The organism is Nocardiopsis sp. M1B1, assembly GCF_052466615.1.
Genome location: NZ_CP196194.1, coordinates 3,528,863 through 3,549,125 on the forward strand (window position 1 = coordinate 3,528,863; position 20,263 = coordinate 3,549,125).

Here is a 20,263-nt window from a genome sequence, read left to right on the forward strand (position 1 = left end):
GTCACCGTAGTCGGACAGTCCAGGTGAGGGGTCGGATGTGTACGGAGCCGGAGGCGGGGCGGGCGAAGCGGTCCAGTGGGTGATCGAGGGGGAGCTGCGGCTGCTGGAGCCGCACGTGCGCGCCTCACGCAGGCTCGCCGGGGAGCTGCTGGACCCCGAGTTCACCGAGGTGGGCAGGTCGGGCAGGCGCTGGGACCGGGAGACGATGCTGGCCGAGCTCCCCGCCATGGACGGCCCCGACACGATGGGGCCGCAACGGCGCCGGGTGCGGGTCACCGACATGGTGGGGCGGCTGCTCGCCCCGGACCTGGTGCACCTGACCTACGCGACCGAGGCCCGACGGGGCGCGGGCCCTGCGCAGCTCCCTGTGGCGCCGCAACGCGGACGGCGCGTGGCGGCTGTACTACCACCAGGGCACGCCCGCGCCCTGAGTGCGGGGTCGAGGGGCCGGCTCCCCGGGGCCGGTGGGCGCCCGGAAAATCCCGGCGGGGCGGGCGCGCGGAGCTGTACCATCGGGCGGCGCGTCCGGCGTCCGGGGGAACACCGTCCTTCGGCGGGCAGGGCGCCGGCGCCGGCTGGGCCCAACCCGCCCACGCGCACCACTTCCCGCGTACACGGAGCGAGGCGGTCAGACGTGAGCGAGCACGACGGGGCGATCGCCCAGAACCGAGCGAACTGGGACCAGCGCGCCGACGTCCACGCCCGGTCCGCGATGTACGACGTCGACGGGCTGATCGCGGACCCCTCCCGCCGCTCCCCGGTCGTGCTCAACGACCTCGCGGTGCTCGCGCCCCACCTGGAGGGCGGCACGGTGGCGGGGAGGTCGCTGCTGCACCTGCAGTGCCACATCGGCACCGACACCGTCTGCTGGGCCCGGCTGGGCGCCGTGGACGTCCACGGCCTGGACCTGTCGCCGAACTCGCTGGCCCACGCCCGGCGCATCTCCGACGCCGTCGGCGCGGACGTCACCTGGGTCGAGGGCGACGCGCGCACGGCCTCCCAGGTCATCAACCGCGCGTTCGAGGTGGTCGTGACCAGCGCCGGGACGATCGTGTGGCTGCCCGAGCTGCGCTCGTGGGCCCGGTCGATCCACGACCTGTTGGAGCCGGGCGGGGTGTTCGTGATCCGCGACGACCACCCGATCCTGGGCGCCATGGACTTCGAGCCGTGGCAGGTGAGCGGTGACTACCTCAGCGGCGGGGGCGCCAACGTCTACGACGACGCGGCCACCTACACCGACGGGCCCACGGACTCGATCACCCAGACCGTCAACCACGAGTGGCGCCACGACCTGGCGGAGGTGACGGGCGCGCTGTTGGAGGCCGGTCTGGTCGTCGAGGCGCTGGGGGAGCACCCGTTCATGGACTGGCCCGCCTTCTCCGGCCTGGTGGAGTGCCCGCAGGGGTGGCGGCTGCCCGAGGGCGCCCCCAGGATCCCGCTGAACTTCTCGGTGGTCGCGCGCCGCCCGGAGTGACCTCCCACGCGAGCCGTCCCACCAGCGTCGGCAGCAAGGGAACGCGGCGACGGCGCGCGCTCCCCTCACGTGACGGAGGCCACGGCCAGGGACAGGCTGTTGCCGTCCGGGGCAGACACGACGACGTGGCGTACGCCGTTGTCGTAGACCTGCTCCGGGTCGTGGCCGATGCCGTGGACGGCGAGGCGGGCCAGAATCTCGTCGAGGCCCTCCACCTCGAACGCGGGCAGGGCGCCGCCGGCCGGAGAACCACGGGCGACGGCCCGCGTCCGAGGCGGGAGGAGCCCCCTGCGGTACTTCCCGGCACGCCGGTCGCTCACGGGTCGGCCCGCCCGCTCCGCGGCGGCGCCGGTTCGGCCGTCGCGCCGACGCGTCCCAGCTCGGCCCTCAGCTCGCGGACCTGCTCGGTGAGCTCGCGCAGCTGCCGCGCGGTGTTCTCGTCGGCGGCCCGCTCGCGCGTCCCGTTGTCGTCCTCCACGCGCTGGACCAGCCACGTGGACAGCGTTCCGGTGATGACGCCTAGCAGTCCGATACCCATGACGAAGAGGAATGCGGCGATCAGGCGACCCGTGTCGGTGACCGGGTACAGGTCTCCGTAGCCGACGGTGGACACCGTCACCAGCGACCACCAGAACGCGTCGGTGAGCGTGGTGATGTTGGCGCCGGGAGCGCTCTGCTCCGCGCGCAGGACGCTCACCGAGGCCATGACGAGCATGACGACGGTGATGCCCGCGGTGTAGAGCAGTACGTGCCCGCGCAGGGACACCGACATGTGCCGGTGCAGCAGGGACACGACGGTCAGGAGCCGGACCAGGTGCAGGGGGCGCAGCACCGGCAGTACCACGATCAGCAGGTCCAGAAGGTTCTGCCGTACGAAGGTCCACCGGTCCGGTGACAGGTACAGGCGTACGGCGTAGTCGATGGCGAAGACCGCCCACACGACCGCGATGAGCGCCCCGCACAGATCCCTCCAGCGCGGGGACAGGTCGGGGTCGACGGCGGGCCAGGCATAGGCACCGATGAACACCAGAGCCGCGAAGACCAGCGGCGGTTCGGTCGCGGACCGCCAGCGTCTCAGGCGGTCCGCGGCTCGGGAAGGGGATGTGCTGTGCTGTTCCACCCCTCGATTCGACCAAACCCCGTTCTCCCAGGTCGTACCCGGGTGCCCTTCCGCCCGTCTGTGTTGTCCACAGGGCCGATGCGCACATGGTGGCCGGTGAGCCGTCCGCGATACGGTTGTGGTCATGGACAACGCACCGACACGACCGTCCACGTCGGTTGAGGACTACGTGAAGGTCATCTACGACCTCCAGGAACGCGGCACCGGGCCGGTGACCATCTCCGGCATGGCCGAGCGCCTGTCGGTGTCCAACTCCTCGGTGTCGGGGATGCTGCGCAAACTCAGCGAACTGGGCCTGGTGGAGCACCGGCGCTACGGCGCGGTCAACCTCACCGAGCCGGGCACCAAGGCGGCCCTGTCGGTGCTGCGCCGCCACCGCCTGCTGGAGACCTACCTGGTCGCCGAGCTGGGCTACTCCTGGGACGAGGTGCACGACGAGGCCGAGATCCTCGAACACGTGGTCTCGGACAAGTTCGTCGACCGCATCGCCCACCACCTGGGCGACCCCGTGGTCGACCCGCACGGCGACCCCATCCCCACCCGCGACGGCCACATCGTCGAGCGCGAGAGCCTGCTGCTGTCGGAGGCTGAGAAGGGCGTCAGCGGCGTGATCGTGCGCGTCAACGACACCGATCCCGACCTGCTGCGCTACCTGGCCGACATCGAGATCGGCATCGGGATGCGGGTGGAGGTGGCCGAGCGCCGTCCCTACGCCGGGTCGATGCAGATCACCGTGGGCGCCGACGCGGGCGCTCCCCAGCGCTCTCAAGCCCTGGGTCTGGTGGCCGCCGAGGCACTGTGGATCAGCCCCGACGACCAGGGGTAGGACCTGCCCGGCAACACCGTCGCTACCCGAAGGACGTGGCTACCGTGGGTGACGAGAACGATCCGACGACCGGAGGCAGCGACATGCCCGTTCCCCCTGTGGCCGAACGCCAGCCCTCCACCGAATCCCGTTACGAGCCGCTGACTCCGCCTCCGGAGGGATTCACCGCCGACGACCTGGACAGCATCCCGGATCTTCCGCCGCACACCGAACTCATCGACGGAAGTCTGGTACTGGTGACCCCTCAACGCAACTTCCACACGGTCGTACTCTCGGTCCTGGACACTCGCCTGTTCGAGCAGGCCCCCGACCGCCTGCGCGTGCGCAGGGAGATGACCCTCAAACTCGGTCCGCGGCAAAGGCCCGAACCCGACCTCGTCCTGGTACAGGCCCAGGCGACCGGGGGGACGGAACAGACCTGGTTCGCACCCGAGGCGGTGGAACTGGTGGTCGAGGTGGTCTCTCCCGAGTCGGAGCTGCGCGACCGTGAGCGCAAACCGCAACTGTACGCCGAGGCCGGTATCCCCAACTTCTGGCTGATCGAGCAGGACCGGGGCGAAGCCGTGGTCTACGTGCACGAACTCGCGCCCACCGGCGGCTACACCAGGCCGACCGTCCACCGGCAGCGCCTCAAGACCTCCCGGCCCTTCCCCGTCGACATCGACCTGACCGAGATCCAGCGCCGCTGAGCCGGTCGTCGCGTCACGATCCGGGCGGCGGGTGGCGCGCACCCGCCGTACGGACCCGTGTCAGGGTTCACCCCTCGGCGCGCACGCCCGCCACACCGTCCTCGATCACGAACCGCGCCCGGTCGCGGATGGGCGAGCCCGGCTCGCTCACGTGGTCCACGACGCGGTAGTCGGCCGTCCACTCGGTGGGCGTGACGACGTTGCGCACGTAGCCCCGCTTGCGGTTGACGAACCTGATGTGCGGGTTCTCCCGCAGCTGCACCTCGTAGCCGGGGGCCTGCTCGGTGCCGTCGCCGCCGCTGGTGACGGAGGTGCCCACCAGCTCGGTGGCCACCGTCGGCGACTCGGGGGCGTCGAAGTCGGCCTTGACGTCGCACACGTAGTTGGCGTGCACGTCCCCGCTGATCACCACCCCGTTGCGCGTGCGCGCCAGCTGGTCGCGGACCTCGTCACGGTCCACGAGGTAGTTGTCCCAGGCGTCGTTGGTCAGCTTCTCGGGCCTGAAGGGACCGAGCTTGCAGCTGAACCACCCCGCTGGGTGCGAGGGAGTCCACCGCGTCTGACCCGACCACTCCGTTAGGGGTGTTCGGGTGGGACGTGTGACTTCCGCCCCGCGTTCCACACGGCCTGGCCTCGGCGGGCCAGGACACGGGAAGCATTGCGGTCCGCGTGCGCAACGACGCCGCACGACCGGCAGACGAATAAGGCCTGCGAGACCCGGTTGGCCCTGTGGGTGCAGGAACACGCAGCGCACTCCCGGGAGGAGAACGCCGGATTCACGAACACCAGCGGAACACCGGCCAGTTTGGCCTTATAGGCGATGAAGGCGCCCAGCTGGTGGAAGGACCAGGAGTGCAGCGTGACCCGTTGGAGCCTGCGTTGCCGTACCCGTCCGCGGATCCCCCTGAGATCTTCGAGGGAGATGCCGCGCCCGGTGCGTTCGGCCTCGGCCACGATGCGTTTCGAAATCCGGTGGTTGACATCCCGGGCGTGCCCGGCCTCACGGCGACGCCGCTTCCTGAGCAGACGATTGGCGGACCGGGTGCCCTTGGACTGGAGTTTGGCCCGCAACCGCTGTTGGCGCCTGCGGTACCGATTGATCCTGCGCCCGGCCATGACCTGGCCGCCGCTGGTGGTGGCGATGTTGACGATGCCCAGATCGACCCCGAGGAAGGAGTCGGGGACGATGCCGGGGGCATCGGGCACCTCGACGGACACCGCCAGGAACCAGACACTGTCGCGGCAGAACAGGTCGGCCTCGCCACGCCTGTGCTCGGCCAGCAACTTCATCTGGTCGGGGGAGCCGACGAAGGGCACGTTCTTCAACCGGCCCTGGAAGGTCCACAACGAGATCGTGCGGGCATCCATCGCAAATGACAGGTTGCGCGCGTCGTAGGGGTGCGCTGACTCCGGGCGAAAAGCGATCGGTGTGGACTCGATCCGCTCCCGGCGGACCGACCCCTTCGGCCCGTAGTTGCCGTTGTCCAGATCGGACCGGCGGGCGCGGTAGGCATCGCACACCCGTTTGATCACGTGCTGGGCCGCCTGCGCGCCCACCCCGGCCTCACGCAACTGGCGGTAGGTGTGCTTACGCAGCTCATAGTTGCGCATCACCCCGCGTTCGTGGGCCACCTTCGCCACCCAGGTGGCGTGGGTGTTGAGCACGCGCAGGGTCGAGGCCAGCACCGCCGCCTGCTCGGGCGACGGCGTGAGCTTGACCTGCACCACGATCTTCGACACACCCACCATCGTGCACCCGGCCAGTGACAGACCGCAGTCAAAGCAACTCACCATGACCCACAACACACCGGGGAACCTGGAAACGCGTTGCACGGGTCGCAGGCGCCACCGCCACCCGCACACGGAGAACAGCAGCGGTCGGCGCCGAAAAACGGGCCCCCATGGAAACTTCGGATGCCCGAACTACGATGGTGTTCAGGAGGCCCTCCCGACCCCCCGAGGAGTCAGCATGCGCATCACCGTTCTAGGCGCCACCGGCGGCACCGGCCGCCACGTCGTGGACCAGGCCCTGAACGCGGGGCACCGGGTCACGGCCCTGGTCCGCGATCCGGCGCGACTGCCCGTCACCCACGAGCGACTGGAGACGGTCCGGATGCCCGTCCCCGAACCCGACCGGCTGCGCTCCCTGCTCTCCGCGACGGACGCGGTGGTCTCGGCGCTGGCCGCGAGCGCCAAGGGCGGCTTTCCCGCCACCACCTGGACCGGCGCGGTGCTGAGCGCGCTGGAGGGCGACCGCGCCACACGCCTGGCCGTGGTCAGCGCCTCACCCGTCGGCCCGAAGGAACCGGGAGGACCGCTGGCGCAGCGGCTGCTCATGCCGCTGATCGGCAGGCTCTTCCGCGACGCCTACCTCGACCTGGGGCGGATGGAGGCCGCCCTGGAGGCCAGCGGCGCCGCCTGGACCGTCGTGCGCCCGCCCCAGCTGACCGACGCCCCGGCCACGGGGGAGTACCGCCTGGCCCTGGACCGCAACGTGCCCTCCGGTTACCGGATCTCGCGCGCGGACCTGGCGCACGCTCTGCTGCGGGTCCTGGACGCCCCGGCCACCGTACGCCGGGCCGTCGGCGTCGCCGACTGAGCCCCGAACAACCACGTCACACCCCCGGTAGCATCTGCGCATGGACCAGGGGGCGGGCCGGGAAGAGGCCGAGGACACGCGCGTGCCGGACCGCGCGATGGTGGAGGGGGCGCTGCGCTTCGTGCCCCTCATCGAGACCTACTACCGCCGCGCCCACACCGAGATGCCCGCCGAACTGCGGCGGCTGTTCACCGACCACCACCTCACCGCCCGGCACGGCGCTGTGCTGGCCCAGCTCGTCCACGGCCAGGAACTCGGCATGGGCGAACTCTCCTCCCGCCTGGGGGTGGGCCCCTCCACCGTCAGCGAACTGGTCGGCGACCTGACCCGGGTGGGGCTGGTGGTGCGCCGCGAGAACCCCGCCAACCGGCGGCGCGCCCTGGTGTCACTGGCCGACGAGCACCGCGACCTCATGCGCGCGTTCGTGGCCAGCCGGGCCCGGACCCTGCTGCGGACCTTCGACCGGCTCTCGCCGGAGCAGCGGGAGGGGTTCGCCGCCGGACTGGAGGCCTGGGCCCGCGAGCTGCACGGGATCTGACCCGCGCCCCCTTGCGGGAACGTCCGTCGCAGCAGGGGCTCCCGGCGCTCACGTCGGGTCGTACACGAGCTTGCGCACGCGCGGTCCTCCTCTCGGTTCCCGTGGGGCGGTCGGGGCATTGGTCAGCGGACACCGCCCGGCTTGGGCAGCGGCTTGGCGCGCCGTACCGAATAGGGCTTGGGGTGCTCGTCGCGGTACCTGCGCCGGGGCCGGGGCTGGGGCGGGGTGAAGGGCGGAGCGATCTTGGGACGGACCTCGGTGGACGGCACGGCGGTCAGGTCCAGACGAATGGAATCGGCACGCATGGGTTTCCTCTCACATTTGCTTACTGCATAGTACTCTGCTTGGAGTGGTAAAAACATAGTACTACGCTCAAAGTGGTGTCAACTTCGTTCTGAGGAGAGATCTGACATGAGGCAGAATCCGGCACGCCGGGCGGCCCTGCTCGACGCGGCCATCGAGGTGCTCGCCCGCGAGGGCGCGCGTGGACTGACCTTCCGGGCCGTGGACACCGAGGCGGCCGTCCCCAACGGCACGGCGTCCAACTACTTCAGCAACCGTGACGACCTGCTCACCCAGGTCGGCCACCGCTTCTACGAGCGTCTGGACCCTGACAACAACGTGATCGCCGCGGCCCAGACGGGACCGCGCGACCGCGACAGGGTCACCGAGCTGATGCACGAGATGGTGGGACGCCTCACCGACTTCCCCTCCGGCTACCTGGCCCTGCTGGAGCTGCGACTGGAGGCCACCCGGCGACCGGAGCTGCGCCAGTTGCTCACCGAGCGCGTCCGCGCCGACCTGGACGCCAACATCGCCTTCCACACCGGGTCCGACATGCCCGGCGACGCGTCCACCGTCGTCCTGCTCTACCTGGCGCTGAACTGGCTCATCCTGGAGCGGCTCACCCTGCCCGACCTCTTCTCCCAGGACCGGTTCCACGACCTGGTGACCGACGTGGTCGAGCGCATCGTCCCCGGCCCCGGCCGCGCGGACTGACGGCTGCGCGCGGGGCCGCGGGCACGGGCACTCCGGCCCGCGCGGCGGTCCCGCGCACCAGTGCACGACGTCTGCGGCCGAGTTGTCCACAACCCCTGTCGCGGCGGTCGGCGCACGCCTATCCTGGAGGCATGTTCCAGCGACATTAAGTCCCCAGCCGGTCCTCGGTCCGAGCACGCGGTCCACCCCGGGCGGTCCCCGCCCCGGTGCCCGTCTCCGCTCGACCGAAAGACCTCCATGACCACCCTGTCCTCGCGTGCCCCCGGCACGCGTCCGTCCCGTCTGACCCGACCCCTGTACGCCTACGCGGCCCTGGGGGAGTTCGTCCTCCTCTACCCGCTGTACGCGCTGCTGTTCGACGAGACCGGCCTGACCGTCGCCCAGATCAGCTCCCTGTTCGTGATCTGGTCGCTGTCCTCGGTCCTCGCGTCCGTCCCCGCCGGGGCCTGGGCCGACGTGGTGCCGCGGCGCTACCTGCTGGCCGCCGCCCCCCTCCTGGCCGCGTGCGCTTTCGTGCTGTGGCTGCTGTGGCCCGGCTACTGGACCTTCGCGCTCGGCTTCGTCCTGTGGGGCGTGGGAGGCGCGCTGTCCTCGGGCTCCCTCGAAGCCCTCGTCTACACCGAACTCGCCCGCCGCGGAGCGTCCGACCGCTACGCCCGGGTCATGGGCGTGACTCGCGCCCTGGACGTGGCGGCCGTCGGCGCCGCCACCCTGCTGGCCATCCCCGTCATGGCCCACGGCGGCTACGCGGCGGTCGGCGCGGCCAGCGTCGCCGCCTGCGTGCTGTGCGCCCTGGCGGCCCTGGCCCTGCCCGAGCACCGCGCCGCCGCGGACGGCCCCGCCTGCGCTGACGGCACTGCGGAGACCGGGGAAGCGGAGGAGGGGCCCTCCGGCTACCTGGACGCCCTGCGCGGCGGACTGGCCGAGGCGCGCTCCAGCCGCCGGGTGCGCGGCGCGATCGTGCTCGTGGTCGCGGTGACCGGGTTCTGGGAGGCGCTGGACGAGTACGTCCCCCTGCTCGTCGCCGAGTCCGGCGTCCCCGCCGCCACCGTTCCCGTGGCGGTGCTGGTGGTGTGGACCTTCGTGCTCCTGGGCGGGCTGCTGGCAGGGCCCGCCTCCCGGCTGCCCGTGCGGGTCCTGGCCTTCCTGGTGGGCCTGGCCGCACCCGCCATCGCCGCCGGGGCCCTGCTGGACGGCCCGGTGGGATGGGTGCTGATCGGCGTGGGCTTCGGCCTGTGCCAGACCGCGGGGGTGGTCGCCGACGCCCGCCTCCAGGACCGCATCACCGGGCCGAGCCGGGCCACCGTCACCTCCCTGGCCGGTCTGGGCACCGACGCCCTCACCACGGCCTCCTACCTGCTGTACGCGGGGGTGTTCGCGGTGACCGGGCACGCCCTGGCCTTCGCCCTGTTCGCGCTGCCCTACCTGGTGGCGGCCCTCGTCCTGGGCCGCGGTACCCGCGAGGCCCGTCCGGCCCGCCGCTCCCCCGACCGGAAGGGGGCGGCGTAGCGGTGAACCGCGTCCGAACCCGACGGCGTCCGGGCGCGTCCTCCCCGTAGCCGGGCGCTCCGCGTCCGGCGTCGCGTGGCGGGCGCCCGACCGCCACGCCGTACCGCGCCCGAGGACGGCGGGTCGCGGTACCCGCGGGCCGTAGGCGTCGAGGGACCGCCTACGGCCCGACCGCGGCCCGGCCGCGACCCGGCTCCGGGGCCCTCGGTGGCCAGGGCCCTTGCGCGTCTGAATAGCATCGGTTCCTGTGGCACACCAGACGACGAACACGGCGAGCAGTGAAGGCCCGGGCATCGCCTCCGTGCGCGGGATCAACGTCACCTACACCGACCGCGGGGCCGGGTACCCCGCCCTCCTGATCCACGGTCACCCCTTCGACCGCACCATGTGGGAGCCCCAGGTCAGGGCCCTGGCGGGACGCGGTTACCGGGTGATCGCCCCCGACCTGCGCGGGTACGGGAGCAGCACCGTCGTCCCCGGGACCACGACCCTGGACACCTTCGCCCGCGACCTGGACGCGCTCCTGGACCACCTGGGCCTGGACGTGGTGAGCGTGGTGGGGCTGTCGATGGGCGGCCAGATCGCCCTGGAGCTGTACCGGCTCTTCCCCGACCGCGTGGACTCGCTGACCCTGGCCGCCACCAACCCCAGCGCCGAGACCGAGCGGGGCCGTGCCGCCCGCGTGGCGCTGGCCGAACGGCTGCGCGCCGAGGGCATGCGCGGCTACGGCGACGAGGTGCTCGTGGGCATGATGACCGCCGCCAACGTGCGCGAACTGCCCGCGGTGGCCGACCACGTGCGCGCGATGATGTACGCCGCCCCGCCCGAGGGGGCGGCGGCCGCCCTGCTGGGCCGCGCCAGGCGCCAGGACTACGCGCCCCTACTGCGCCGGGTGTCCGCGCCGACCCTGTTGGTGGGGGGCCAGCACGACGTGTTCACCCCGCCCGATCTCGCCGAGTCCATGCACGTGCTGGTGCCGGACTCGGTCGTGGAGATCGTCGAGGGCGCCGGGCACCTGCCCAACCTGGAGCGGCCCGAGCGGTTCAACGAGGTGCTGCGCCGCTTCCTGGACCGCTGCCGCACCCGCGTCTAGGAGGCGACCGCCACGGCTGGTCCTATCGGCGGCCGCGCGGTACCCGGCGGGCGGCGCCTCCGCGCCGCAGCGGGGGCCGCAGGGCGCGTCAGACGCGCTCGACGGGCAGCCACAGCTCGGCCTCGGCGGTGGCGCCGTCCTCGGTGTAGGAGACCCGCAGGATCTCCGGCCCCTCGGTGGCCCGGTAGGCCGTGTTGGAGGGGAACCACCGGCCGAAGGCGTCCGCCCACATGTGCTGCAACCCCTCGGGGCACTGCGCCACGGGCACCGACTTCGGGAAGACCACCCAGGTACCGCTCGGCACCTCCAGCGCCTCCATGCCCTCCGCGCCCCGGGCGGAGGTCGCCGCGGCCTCGTAGTAGTCGATCAGGCTCCCCTCCCCGCGGTCGGGGGACAGGGCGGCGGTGACGCCCAGGACACCGCGCGGTTCCTGGTCGGAGAGCTCCGCGACGCGTGCTCGAACCTCCTGGTCCAGGCCCCTGAGGAACTCCTCCATGGCGTGGTTGCGGCCCTCGTGGACGATCGGCACCCGCGCCTTGGGCCCCACGAGGCGGAAGGCCTCCTTGTCCACGATCCGGTAACGCATGGTGGTACCCCCTTCGATGGTCAGGCGGAAGGACATCCTCGGTTGCGAGGCGAGCACCGCGCCGGTCCGGCGGGCCTCGCCCGGCCCCACACCGTGCATGGCGCGAAAGGCCCGGGCGAAGGCCTCGGCCGACCCGTAGCCGTGGCGCACCGCGATGTCGAGCAGGCTGTCGCCGCCTCCGAGCACCTCGGCACCGGCGAGGGTGAGCCTGCGCCGCCGCACGTACTCCGACAGGGGCATCCCCGCCAGCGCCGAGAACAGGCGGCGCAGGTGGTGCTCGGAGGTGAGCGCGATCCGCGCCATCTCCGCCACGTCCACCGGCCGTCCGGTGTCCTCCTCGACCTTCTCCAGGGCCCGGTTGAGCCGGTCCAGCATGGTGCCCTCCTTCTCCGCGTCACCGACGCTAGCGGCCCGGACCCCCTCCGCGCCCGACAGTTGGCGACCCCCTTCTGTGCGTTCATCGGTCCTCTTCACCCATGTCCTGCGGCCGACGGGGTAGGGGAGCCGTCCAAGGACAGGAAATCCTTGGGCAAGAAGCGCGTCTGTGCCGACGTGGCGTGCCCCGAAGCAAGCATCATGGGCCCGAGGATGGCCCGCAGACCGACCCCGAGAAGGAGGTGGGCGGGGCGGGGACACACGCCCCGCGGACACATGGACCTGGGTTTTCTGCGACCTCTGTACGAGAGTGACGCTCCGGTGGCCTCGGTGCACCTGGACACCAGCCGCGACAGGACCGACGCCGGCAAGGAACTCGAACTGCGCTGGCGCCACCTGCGGGACGAACTCTCCTCGCTGGGCACCGACAAGGCGACCCTGGACGTGCTGGAACAGGCGGTCAGGGACGGTTCCTCCCGGGCCTTCGGCAGCCACGGCCACTCCCTGTTCGCCTCCGAGGGGCGCCTGCTCGGCGCGTACACGCTCTCCGAACCGCCCGCGCAGAGCCGCGCCCTGCGCATGCCGGTCCCCGACCCCCTGCCCGTGGTCGTGGACCGGGGGCGCTACCTGCCCCACGTCCTGGTGGCGCTGGACCGGGTCAACGCCAAGGTGTTCTCCTACACCGGCCAGCCCTCCAGCGGACCGGCCTCCGAGAAGGACTTCTCCGGTGCCGACCTGCGCAACATCGACCCGATGGGCCGGGGCGGGCCCGGTGTCCTGAGCGGGTACAACGGCCGCTTCGACGGCAAGCACTACCCGATGGAGACCTGGCGGGAGAACACCGCCCGGATCGCCCAGCAGGTGCGCGAGGCCGTCGCCGAGGTGGACGCGCGGATCATCTTCGTCGGCGGTGACGAGGAGGCCATCGCCTACCTGCGCGACAACCTGGGCGAGCGCAAGCTGAGCATCCCGGTCAGGCTGGTGGCCGGGGGCCGGGGCGGCCCCGACGCCGAGGAGCGCCTGCACGAGGCCGCGGCGGAGGCGCTGCGCGACTTCGTCATCGACGGCCACGACGACATCATCGCCGACTACCACCAGAAACTCGCCAACGACCAGGCGGTGCGCGGAACCGAGCCCACCCTGCCGATGCTGTCGGAGGCGCGGGTGCGCACCCTGCTGCTGGGCGCCAACCGCGACGGCGAACCCGAGCTGTGGGGATCACCGGATGAGCCGGTGCTGGTGTCGAAGGACCCGGCGGACCTGGACGACCCCGACGCGGCGTTCCGGGCACCGGCCAGCGCGCTGATGCTGCGTTCGGCGATGGCCGCCGACGCCGGTTTCGGCGAGGTCCTCGACCACGGCCACACCAGCGCCGAGAACGGCGCGATCCTGCGCTTTCCCACGTCGCCGAACGAGAGGGTCTGACCGACCCAACCGAGCCGCCCGCGTCCGTCTCCGGGCGCGGGCGGCCCCGTGCGCGGCACCCGCCGGAGCCGGCGGGGGCCGGTCCACCCTCCCCGTCGCGGGAACACAGGGCGCGTTCCGGTCAGGGACGGGTGGTCATCCCCAGCAGGGCCAGCAGTTCGGCCTCGGTGACCAGGTCGATGCGCTGGCCTCGCTCGCGGTAGGTCTCGGCCCGCAGGTGCTTGGCGGTCTTGCCGGGGCCGCCGTGGCTCCCGAGGATGAGCACGTCGGTCTTCCTGGTGACGTTCTTGGCGGGCCGCCCGCCCGCCTCGGCCACGCGCCGCCACACCTCGGGCTTGTCCATGGACTCCAGGTCGCCGGAGACGCACACGGTGCGCCCGTACAGCGGCCCGGTGGGGTCGGCGTCCGGGGAGGGCTCGGGCAGCGGCGTCTGGGCGTCGCGCTGCCACCGTCCGAACCGGTCCTCGGGCCCGGCGGCGGACGCGGCGAACAGCGCGGGCTGGGCGGGCGCGGCGGCGGCCGGGACCGGAGCGGGTACCGCGCTCCCGGCCGAGGCCTCCACCCGGCGCAGGTCCATCCTCGCGGCACGGGCCACGTCGGCCAGCGACGGGGTGCCGTAGCGCTCCATGGCGGCGATCACGATGCGCGCGGCGGCCTCGGCGTCGGCGTCGGCGCGGTGGTGGTGCGTCACCCGGTGCCCGATGTGGGCGCACACGGTCGGCAGCTTGTGGTCGGGCAGCCCGCCCCAGGTGCGCCGGGACAGCGCCAGCGTGCACGCGTACTCCCACGCCGGGTGGGGCAGACCGGTGTGCCCGCAGGCCTGGCGCAGCACCCCCATGTCGAAGGCGGCGTTGTGCGCCACCAGGGGGCTGCCGTCGGCGAACTCCACGATGCGCGCGTGCGCCTGTTCCCAGGAGGGGGCGTCGGCGACGTCGGCCGCGGTGATGCCGTGCACGGCGATGTTGTGGCGGGAGAAGAAGTCCACCTGCCTCGGCGGCCGGATCAGCGTGGTGTACCGGTCCACGACCGCGCCGTCGCGCACCCGCACCAGGCCGACCGCACACGCGCTGCCGCGGTCGTGGTTGGCGGTCTCGAAGTCGATCGCGGTCCAGGTCCGGGACACCGCGCACCTCCTGCAAACGGGGAACGGACCGAGGCTATCCGGGCCCGGACGCCTTCGGGGACGAAACGGCCCCACCGGTCAGGCGCCGACGGCGCGGCCCCGCCCGCGCCCTGAGGAAAACCCCACCCCCGCTCTGGCGCGCACCGCACCCGACCTGGCGGTACGCCCCATGGTCCGGCCGGGGTCCCCTTTCCTAGCGTGGTCACCGCCGCACGAACGACGAGACGAGGACCGCACATGATCACCCTGCGGGGACTGACCAAGCGCTACGGGGAGACCCTCGCCGTGGACTCGCTGGACCTGGAGGTCCGCCCCGGCCGGGTGACCGGCTTCCTGGGGCCCAACGGCGCGGGCAAGACCACGACGATGCGGATGGTGCTGGGCCTGGACCGGCCCACCGCGGGGCGGGCCCTGGTGGAGGGCCGCCCCTACCGGGAGCTGGACCGGCCCCTGCACCACGTGGGCGCCGTCCTGGACGCCCGTGCCGTGCACCCCGGACGCAGCGCCCGCTCCCACCTGCTGGGTCTGGCCCGCACCCACCGCATCCCCGACCGCCGCGTGGACGAGGTACTGGAGGCCGTGGGGCTGGCCGAGGTGGCGCGCAGGCGCGCGGGGGCCTTCTCCCTGGGCATGAGCCAGCGCCTGGGCATCGCCGCCGCCCTGCTGGGCGACCCGGGTCTGCTGCTGTTCGACGAGCCCGTCAACGGCCTGGACCCCGACGGTGTGCGCTGGATCCGGGACCTGATGCGCTCCCTGGCGGACGAGGGGCGCACCGTGTTCGTCTCCAGCCACCTGATGAGCGAGATGCAACTGACCGCCGACCACCTGGTGGTGCTCGGCCGGGGACGGCTCATCACCGACGCGCCCCTGGCCGAGGTGCTGGGCAACAGCGCGTGGACGGCCGTGCTGGTGCGCGCGCCCCACCCCGAGGACCTGGTCACCGCGCTGGAGGCGGAGGGGGCCGGGGTCGAGCGCCCCGGCCCGGGCGAACTGGTGGTCACCGGCGTGCCCGCCGAACGGGTCGGGGAACTGGCCCACCGGGCGGGGGTGGCCCTGCACCGGCTGAGCACGCGCGACGCGTCCCTGGAGCAGGCCTACCGGGAGCTGACCGCCGACAGCGTGCAGTACACCACCGCGAACAGGAGCCGACCGTGACGACCTCCACCACGACCGGGACGTCCCCGGCCCCCGCCGCCGACCGCGCTCCCGGCCCGGCGCGGGCCCTGTCCGACCTGGCCGCGGCCGCCTCCGCCGAGTGGGTCAAGCTCCGCTCGGTGCGCTCCACGTGGTGGGGTCTGGCCGCGGTCCTGCTGCTCATGGCCGTGGTGGCGCCGGGCGCGGCGGTCTCGACCGTCAGCAACATGCAGAACGGGAACGTGCCGACCGCCGAGGTCCCGGCGTCGGAGATGGCGGTCTACGCCGCCATGTGGGCCGTGCAGTTCGCCGTCATCGCCGTGGCGCTGCCGGCCATCACCTCCGAGTACTCCTCCCGCTCCATCCACCCCACCCTCCAGGCGGTCCCGGTGCGGGCGCGCGTGCTCGCGGCGAAGTCCCTGGCCGTGGCCGCCACCGTGTTCGCGGCGTCCCTGGTGACGGGGACGGTCGGTACGCTTCTGGCGCACCTGGTGCTGCGGCACCCCTACCTGGAGGGGTACGGCACCCTGGAGCCGGGGCAGGCCGCCGCGGACGTGGTACGCATGGCCGTGTACCTGACCGCCGTGGCCGTGGCCACCGTGGGGGTCGGCGCCGCGCTGCGGTCGGCCGCAGCGGCGCTGACCACGGTGTTCATGCTGATCCTGGGCCTGCCGGTGATGCTGTTGCTGATGGGCAGTGAGGTGGGCGTCTACCTCGCCGGGCGCATGCCGTTCCTCGCCGGGATCTCGTTCGTGGACAGCGCCTTCGTGATCGGGCGGTTCGACCACGCGCTCACGCCCGCGACGGGCGGCGCGGTGCTCGCGTGCTGGACCGCGGCGAGCCTGGCGGCGGGCGCTCTGGTGCTCCGGCTCCGGGACGCCTGAGGCGGCGGGTGCGGACGGTCGCGGGAGAAGAGGGGTGAGGGGCGGATGGCCGAGTGGGCCGGGGCCGGGGACGGCCCACGCGCCTGGGCGCGGGCGGCGGCCGCGCCGCTGGCACGGGCCGGGCGCGAGCTGACGGGCACCGTGCTGGGGCTGTGCACCGCCGCGCTGACGCTGGTGTGGGTCCTCGCGGCGGCCGCGGCGCTGGTGTGCGCCCCGTTCCTGCCCTCCCGGGCCCGGCGCCGGTTCCGCGGCGCGGTGACCCGGTCGGCGGTGCGCCTGGGCGACGCGGACCTGGCCCGCCTGGCCCGTTGGTCGGGGGGCGGCGTCGTCGAGCCGGGGACCGGAGCCGCCCCGCGCGTGGCCTACCTGCTGCTGCGCCTTCCGGCGGCGCTGGTGTGCGGTTACCTGGCGCCCACCGCGCTGATGCTGGTGGCGGTCTTCGTCGGCGGGGCCGTACTGGAGCTGTTCACCGGGGGCGGCACCAACGTGCCCGTGCTCATGCCCGGCGCGCGGATACACGTCTCCAGCGTCAGTGTGGGCCTGTTCATGGGCCTGGTCGTCCTGGCGGCGACGTGGCTGGTGGCGGCGCTGGCCTCGGCCGCCGACCGTGCCCTGGCCCGCCGCCTGGTGGGCCCCAGCAGCGAGGACCTGCTGCACCGGCGCATCGACGAGCTGACCTCCACCCGGTCGGGCATCGTGCGGGCGGTGGACGAGGAGCGGCGGCGCATCGAACGCGACCTGCACGACGGCGTCCAGCAGCGCGTGGTGGCGCTGGCCATGCTGCTGGGGCGGGCCCAGCGCGGCCACGACCCCGAGCGCGCGGCGCGGCTGGTCCGCCAGGCGCACACCGAGACCCGGGTGCTGCTGGACGAGCTGCGGGAGGTGGCCTGGCGGGTCTACCCCACCGCGCTGGACGCCCTGGGCCTGGAGGCGGCGCTGACCGAGGTGGCCGAACGCAGCCCCCTGCCGGTGGAGGTGCGCGCGCGCCTGTCGGCCCCGCCGCCCCGCGAACTGGCCACGGCGGTGTACTTCGCGGCGCGCGAGGCCATCACCAACGCCGTCAAGCACGCCGGAGCCGGGATGGTGATCGTGCACCTGGACGACGCCGACGGCGTTCTGGACCTGCGGGTGCTCGACGACGGCCGCGGCGGCGCCGACCCCGCGGGCGGCGGGCTGACCGGCCTGGCCAGGCGGGTGCGGGCGCTGGACGGCACACTGGCGGTACACAGTCCCCGGGGCGGTCCGACCACGGTACGCGCCGTGCTGCCCCTGACCACGATACGGAGCCCCCATGCGCCTGGTGATCGCTGACGACTCGGTCCTGCTCAGGGAGGGCCTGGTGCGGTTGTTGGAGGAGGAGGGGCACGAGGTGGCGGCGGCGGTGGGCGACGCCGACGCTCTGCTGGCCGCCGTCGTCGAGCACGCGCCCGACGCCGCCGTGGTGGACGTGCGGATGCCGCCCACCCACACCGACGAGGGGCTGCGGGCGGCGCTGCGCATCCGCGCCGACCACGAGAAGGTGGCGGTGCTGGTGCTGTCGCAGTACGTGGAGCAGCGCTATGCCGCCGAACTGCTGGCCGGGGCCTCGGGCAGGGTCGGCTACCTGCTCAAGGACCGGGTGTCGGAGGTGGGGGAGTTCCTGGAGGCCCTGGAGCGGGTGCGCGCGGGCGGGGCGGCCTTCGACCCCGAGGTGGTGCGCCAGCTGCTGGCGCGCACCACCCACACCGACCCGCTGGCCCGGCTCACCCCGCGCGAGCGCGACGTCCTGGAGCGCATGGCGCAGGGGCTGAGCAACGCCTCGATCGCCGAGCGGCTGTACGTGTCGCTGAGCGCGGTGGAGAAGCACGTCAACGCGATCTTCGACAAGCTGGGTCTGGGGCACGCCTCCGGCTACAGCCGCCGGGTTCTGGCGGTGCTGCGCTACCTGGGCAGCTGAGGGCGGCCGCGGCGGGGTTCGGGCGGCACGGGCCGCAAAGGGGCACGCGTACCGCGAAGTCCTTCGGGCGCCGGTGAGGGGCGCCGTTTTCCGTAGTGGGTCGCGCTCACCCGCTTGCCCACGGCCTGCTTGTCAAGCTAAAGTTTACATGTGCAAGAAAAATTGACAGAGGCGCTGCGTGTCCTGAAGGCGCGCACGGAAGCGTTCCTCGCCTCGCGCGTCCTGACGAGGGACGACGACTGGGCCGACTCGCTGGAGCGTGCCGTGAGCATGCGCGCGGCCGCCGACGACGTCGTGCGCGCCGTCGTGGGGCAGGCGCGCCAGGACGGCGTCACGTGGCAGGTCATCGGTGACGCGCTCGGCGTGAGCAGGCAGGCGGCGTTCCAGCGCTACGGAAAACCGATCGATCCCAGAACAGGAGAGCCCATGAACACCACACCGCTCCCCGGAGCCGCCGAACTGGCCGCCTCGGTGATCGAGGACCTCGCGTCCGGGCGATGGTCGCACGTCACCGAGCGGTTCGATCCGGCCATGCGCGACGGCCTGTCGCAGGACGCGCTCGCGGCCGCGTGGGCGCAGATCATCGGCCTTTCGGGAGCCTTCGAGGGGCGTGGAGAGCCGGAGGCCGCCCGCGCCGGCGACGTGACGGTCACGAACACGCCGCTCTCGTTCGAGGCGGGCGACTACACGGCACGGATCGCGTTCCGCGACGACCGCACCGTGGCCGGTCTGCACATCCTCGAAGGGAAGCCGTCGTGACCGACGAATCCCCGAACGTGTCGAGGACGGCCACGACCCGGGTCGGGCCCCGTATGAGCGGCCGCGACCTGCGCTCCGTCGGCGTGTTCACCGCCCTGGCGTTCGCACTCGCCTGGCTCGTCGCGCTCCCGCTCTGGTTCGGCGACGGACTCACCAGCCCCTGGTTCCCGCTCGTGGCCACCGCCGTGATGATGACCCCCGCGATCGCCGCCCTCGTCGTCGTGTTCCTCGTGGAACGGCCGAGGCGGAAGGCGTGGACGCTCGGGCTGTGGCCGCTACGACCGTTCCGCAGGCTGCTCGGCTACTCGGCGCTGGGGATCGTCGTGCCCATCGCGCTCGTCCTGTCGGCGCTCCCGGTCGGCGCGCTGCTGGGGGTCTATCCGGCCGACTTCGCGAACCTCTCCGCGTTCCGGCAGGCCCTCACCGAGCAGGCGGGCGCCGCCGGAGCGGCCGAGATCCCGATACCGGTCGGCGCGCTGATCGCCATCCAGCTCGCCGCACTGCCGGTGGCGGCGTTCGTCAACCTCATCCCGGCGCTGGGGGAGGAACTCGGGTGGCGGGGGTGGCTGCTCCCGAGACTGATGCCGCTCGGCACGCTCCCGGCCCTGCTGGTCTCGGGCGTGATCTGGGGCCTCTGGCACGCCCCGCTCATCCTCCTCGGGTACAACTACCCCGACGCGCCGGGCTGGCTCGGCCTGACCGCGATGGTCGGCATGTGCGTCGTGGTCGGCGCGGTCTTCGGCTGGCTGCGGCTGCGGTCGGGGTCGGTGTGGCCCGCGGCTCTGGCGCACGCCGCGTTCAACGGGGCGGGCGGGACCTACCTCCTCTTCGCGAAGGCGGGCGAGCACGTCGACACCACGCAGGCCACGATCCTGGGCTGGAGCGGGTGGATCGTACCGCTCGTGCTCGTCGTGGTCCTGATCGCCACGGGACAGTTCTCCTCCGCGAAGCACCCGTCCGCCCCGCCGTCCGGGGAGGGGCCCTCCCTCGAAGACGGGTCGACCGAACGGGTGAGCGGCCAGTAGGCACAGCGGGCGCCGCGTCCTTCGCGAACGGGCGTGGTGGCGCTGTCCTTCGAGCACCGGCCCTTCGCACGGCCCGCTCCCGGGGTCCTCGGCCCAGGCCGTCCCGGGCACGGGCTCGCCGTCGGCGCCGCCCTCCCGGGCCGCCCCGGTCTCCTCCGCGGCGGAACGG

At 73.0% G+C, this 20,263-nt stretch carries 21 protein-coding genes and 1 pseudogene; 15 read left to right on the forward strand and 7 right to left on the reverse strand.

What is annotated here, in order from left to right:
* The first annotated feature begins 37 nt into the window (after positions 1 to 37).
* Positions 38 to 1,474, forward strand: coding sequence for a methyltransferase domain-containing protein (locus ACSTA4_RS15360; RefSeq protein WP_444959862.1), 1,437 nt, complete (start codon positions 38 to 40; stop codon positions 1,472 to 1,474).
* A 65-nt stretch (positions 1,475 to 1,539) separates the two neighbouring features.
* Here the strand turns inward: ACSTA4_RS15360 and ACSTA4_RS15365 are convergent, their stop codons facing one another.
* Both ACSTA4_RS15365 and ACSTA4_RS15370 read right to left on the reverse strand, forming a co-directional pair.
* Positions 1,540 to 1,794, reverse strand: a complete 255-nt coding sequence (locus ACSTA4_RS15365) for a hypothetical protein (RefSeq protein ID WP_444959863.1) — start codon at positions 1,792 to 1,794, stop codon at positions 1,540 to 1,542.
* Positions 1,791 to 2,594: a potassium channel family protein gene (locus tag ACSTA4_RS15370; RefSeq protein WP_444959864.1), complete on the reverse strand. Its 804-nt coding sequence runs from the start codon at positions 2,592 to 2,594 to the stop codon at positions 1,791 to 1,793. Before ACSTA4_RS15370 ends, ACSTA4_RS15365 begins: the two co-directional genes overlap by 4 nt.
* 124 nt (positions 2,595 to 2,718) lie before the next feature.
* Between ACSTA4_RS15370 and ACSTA4_RS15375 the strand changes: the two genes are divergently transcribed.
* On the forward strand, positions 2,719 to 3,420 hold the full coding sequence (locus ACSTA4_RS15375; RefSeq protein WP_081642913.1) for a metal-dependent transcriptional regulator: 702 nt from the start codon (positions 2,719 to 2,721) through the stop codon (positions 3,418 to 3,420).
* A gap of 83 nt (positions 3,421 to 3,503) precedes the next feature.
* Positions 3,504 to 4,109 carry a Uma2 family endonuclease gene (locus tag ACSTA4_RS15380; RefSeq protein ID WP_444964184.1) on the forward strand — a complete coding sequence of 202 codons (606 nt, stop codon included), beginning with the start codon at positions 3,504 to 3,506 and terminating at the stop codon, positions 4,107 to 4,109.
* Between the two features lie 67 nt (positions 4,110 to 4,176).
* Here ACSTA4_RS15380 and ACSTA4_RS15385 read toward each other — a convergent pair.
* Both ACSTA4_RS15385 and ACSTA4_RS15390 read right to left on the reverse strand, forming a co-directional pair.
* Positions 4,177 to 4,596 (reverse strand): annotated as a pseudogene (locus tag ACSTA4_RS15385) (alkaline phosphatase D family protein); the annotation flags it as partial.
* Between the two features lie 89 nt (positions 4,597 to 4,685).
* Entirely contained in the window at positions 4,686 to 5,858 is a 1,173-nt protein-coding gene (locus tag ACSTA4_RS15390) for an RNA-guided endonuclease InsQ/TnpB family protein (protein WP_444964185.1), read from the reverse strand.
* Between the two features lie 220 nt (positions 5,859 to 6,078).
* Here ACSTA4_RS15390 and ACSTA4_RS15395 point away from each other — a divergent pair, with 220 nt between their 5' ends.
* Together ACSTA4_RS15395 and ACSTA4_RS15400 are read left to right on the forward strand one after the other, a co-directional pair.
* Positions 6,079 to 6,708 (forward strand): NAD(P)-dependent oxidoreductase, encoded by a 630-nt coding sequence (locus ACSTA4_RS15395; RefSeq protein WP_444959865.1) that lies wholly within the window; start codon positions 6,079 to 6,081, stop codon positions 6,706 to 6,708.
* A 40-nt stretch (positions 6,709 to 6,748) separates the two neighbouring features.
* Positions 6,749 to 7,246: a MarR family winged helix-turn-helix transcriptional regulator gene (locus ACSTA4_RS15400; RefSeq protein ID WP_444959866.1), complete on the forward strand. Its 498-nt coding sequence runs from the start codon at positions 6,749 to 6,751 to the stop codon at positions 7,244 to 7,246.
* Between the two features lie 122 nt (positions 7,247 to 7,368).
* Here ACSTA4_RS15400 and ACSTA4_RS15405 read toward each other — a convergent pair whose 3' ends face one another.
* On the reverse strand, positions 7,369 to 7,551 hold the full coding sequence (locus tag ACSTA4_RS15405; protein ID WP_444959867.1) for a hypothetical protein: 183 nt from the start codon (positions 7,549 to 7,551) through the stop codon (positions 7,369 to 7,371).
* 106 nt (positions 7,552 to 7,657) lie between these two features.
* On the opposite strand from ACSTA4_RS15405, the gene ACSTA4_RS15410 reads away from it, so the two are divergent.
* From ACSTA4_RS15410 to ACSTA4_RS15420, 3 genes are all read left to right on the forward strand, one after another.
* Positions 7,658 to 8,245 carry a TetR/AcrR family transcriptional regulator gene (locus ACSTA4_RS15410; RefSeq protein ID WP_444959868.1) on the forward strand — a complete coding sequence of 196 codons (588 nt, stop codon included), beginning with the start codon at positions 7,658 to 7,660 and terminating at the stop codon, positions 8,243 to 8,245.
* A gap of 237 nt (positions 8,246 to 8,482) precedes the next feature.
* On the forward strand, positions 8,483 to 9,754 hold the full coding sequence (locus tag ACSTA4_RS15415) for an MFS transporter (RefSeq protein ID WP_444959869.1): 1,272 nt from the start codon (positions 8,483 to 8,485) through the stop codon (positions 9,752 to 9,754).
* A gap of 301 nt (positions 9,755 to 10,055) precedes the next feature.
* Positions 10,056 to 10,847 (forward strand): alpha/beta fold hydrolase, encoded by a 792-nt coding sequence (locus tag ACSTA4_RS15420; protein ID WP_444964186.1) that lies wholly within the window; start codon positions 10,056 to 10,058, stop codon positions 10,845 to 10,847.
* Positions 10,848 to 10,935: 88 nt separating this feature from the next.
* Here ACSTA4_RS15420 and ACSTA4_RS15425 read toward each other — a convergent pair whose 3' ends face one another.
* A complete protein-coding gene (locus ACSTA4_RS15425) occupies positions 10,936 to 11,808 on the reverse strand; it encodes a helix-turn-helix domain-containing protein (RefSeq protein ID WP_444959870.1) in 873 nt (290 codons plus the stop codon).
* Between the two features lie 276 nt (positions 11,809 to 12,084).
* On the opposite strand from ACSTA4_RS15425, the gene ACSTA4_RS15430 reads away from it, so the two are divergent.
* Positions 12,085 to 13,233: a baeRF2 domain-containing protein gene (locus tag ACSTA4_RS15430; protein WP_444959871.1), complete on the forward strand. Its 1,149-nt coding sequence runs from the start codon at positions 12,085 to 12,087 to the stop codon at positions 13,231 to 13,233.
* Between the two features lie 121 nt (positions 13,234 to 13,354).
* Here ACSTA4_RS15430 and ACSTA4_RS15435 read toward each other — a convergent pair whose 3' ends face one another.
* Positions 13,355 to 14,356, reverse strand: coding sequence for an exonuclease domain-containing protein (locus ACSTA4_RS15435; RefSeq protein ID WP_444959872.1), 1,002 nt, complete (start codon positions 14,354 to 14,356; stop codon positions 13,355 to 13,357).
* Positions 14,357 to 14,593: 237 nt separating this feature from the next.
* Between ACSTA4_RS15435 and ACSTA4_RS15440 the strand changes: the two genes are divergently transcribed.
* From ACSTA4_RS15440 to ACSTA4_RS15465, 6 genes are all read left to right on the forward strand, one after another.
* Positions 14,594 to 15,511 carry an ABC transporter ATP-binding protein gene (locus ACSTA4_RS15440; RefSeq protein ID WP_444959873.1) on the forward strand — a complete coding sequence of 306 codons (918 nt, stop codon included), beginning with the start codon at positions 14,594 to 14,596 and terminating at the stop codon, positions 15,509 to 15,511.
* Positions 15,508 to 16,374, forward strand: coding sequence for an ABC transporter permease (locus tag ACSTA4_RS15445; protein WP_444959874.1), 867 nt, complete (start codon positions 15,508 to 15,510; stop codon positions 16,372 to 16,374). Before ACSTA4_RS15440 ends, ACSTA4_RS15445 begins: the two co-directional genes overlap by 4 nt.
* A gap of 45 nt (positions 16,375 to 16,419) precedes the next feature.
* A complete protein-coding gene (locus ACSTA4_RS15450) occupies positions 16,420 to 17,685 on the forward strand; it encodes a sensor histidine kinase (protein ID WP_444959875.1) in 1,266 nt (421 codons plus the stop codon).
* On the forward strand, positions 17,666 to 18,310 hold the full coding sequence (locus tag ACSTA4_RS15455) for a response regulator (RefSeq protein ID WP_444959876.1): 645 nt from the start codon (positions 17,666 to 17,668) through the stop codon (positions 18,308 to 18,310). The genes ACSTA4_RS15450 and ACSTA4_RS15455 overlap by 20 nt, the downstream gene beginning before the upstream one ends.
* Before the next feature lie 150 nt (positions 18,311 to 18,460).
* A complete protein-coding gene (locus ACSTA4_RS15460; RefSeq protein ID WP_444959877.1) occupies positions 18,461 to 19,069 on the forward strand; it encodes a DUF3887 domain-containing protein in 609 nt (202 codons plus the stop codon).
* 53 nt (positions 19,070 to 19,122) lie between these two features.
* Positions 19,123 to 20,094, forward strand: a complete 972-nt coding sequence (locus ACSTA4_RS15465; RefSeq protein WP_444964187.1) for a lysostaphin resistance A-like protein — start codon at positions 19,123 to 19,125, stop codon at positions 20,092 to 20,094.
* Positions 20,095 to 20,263 lie beyond the last annotated feature (169 nt).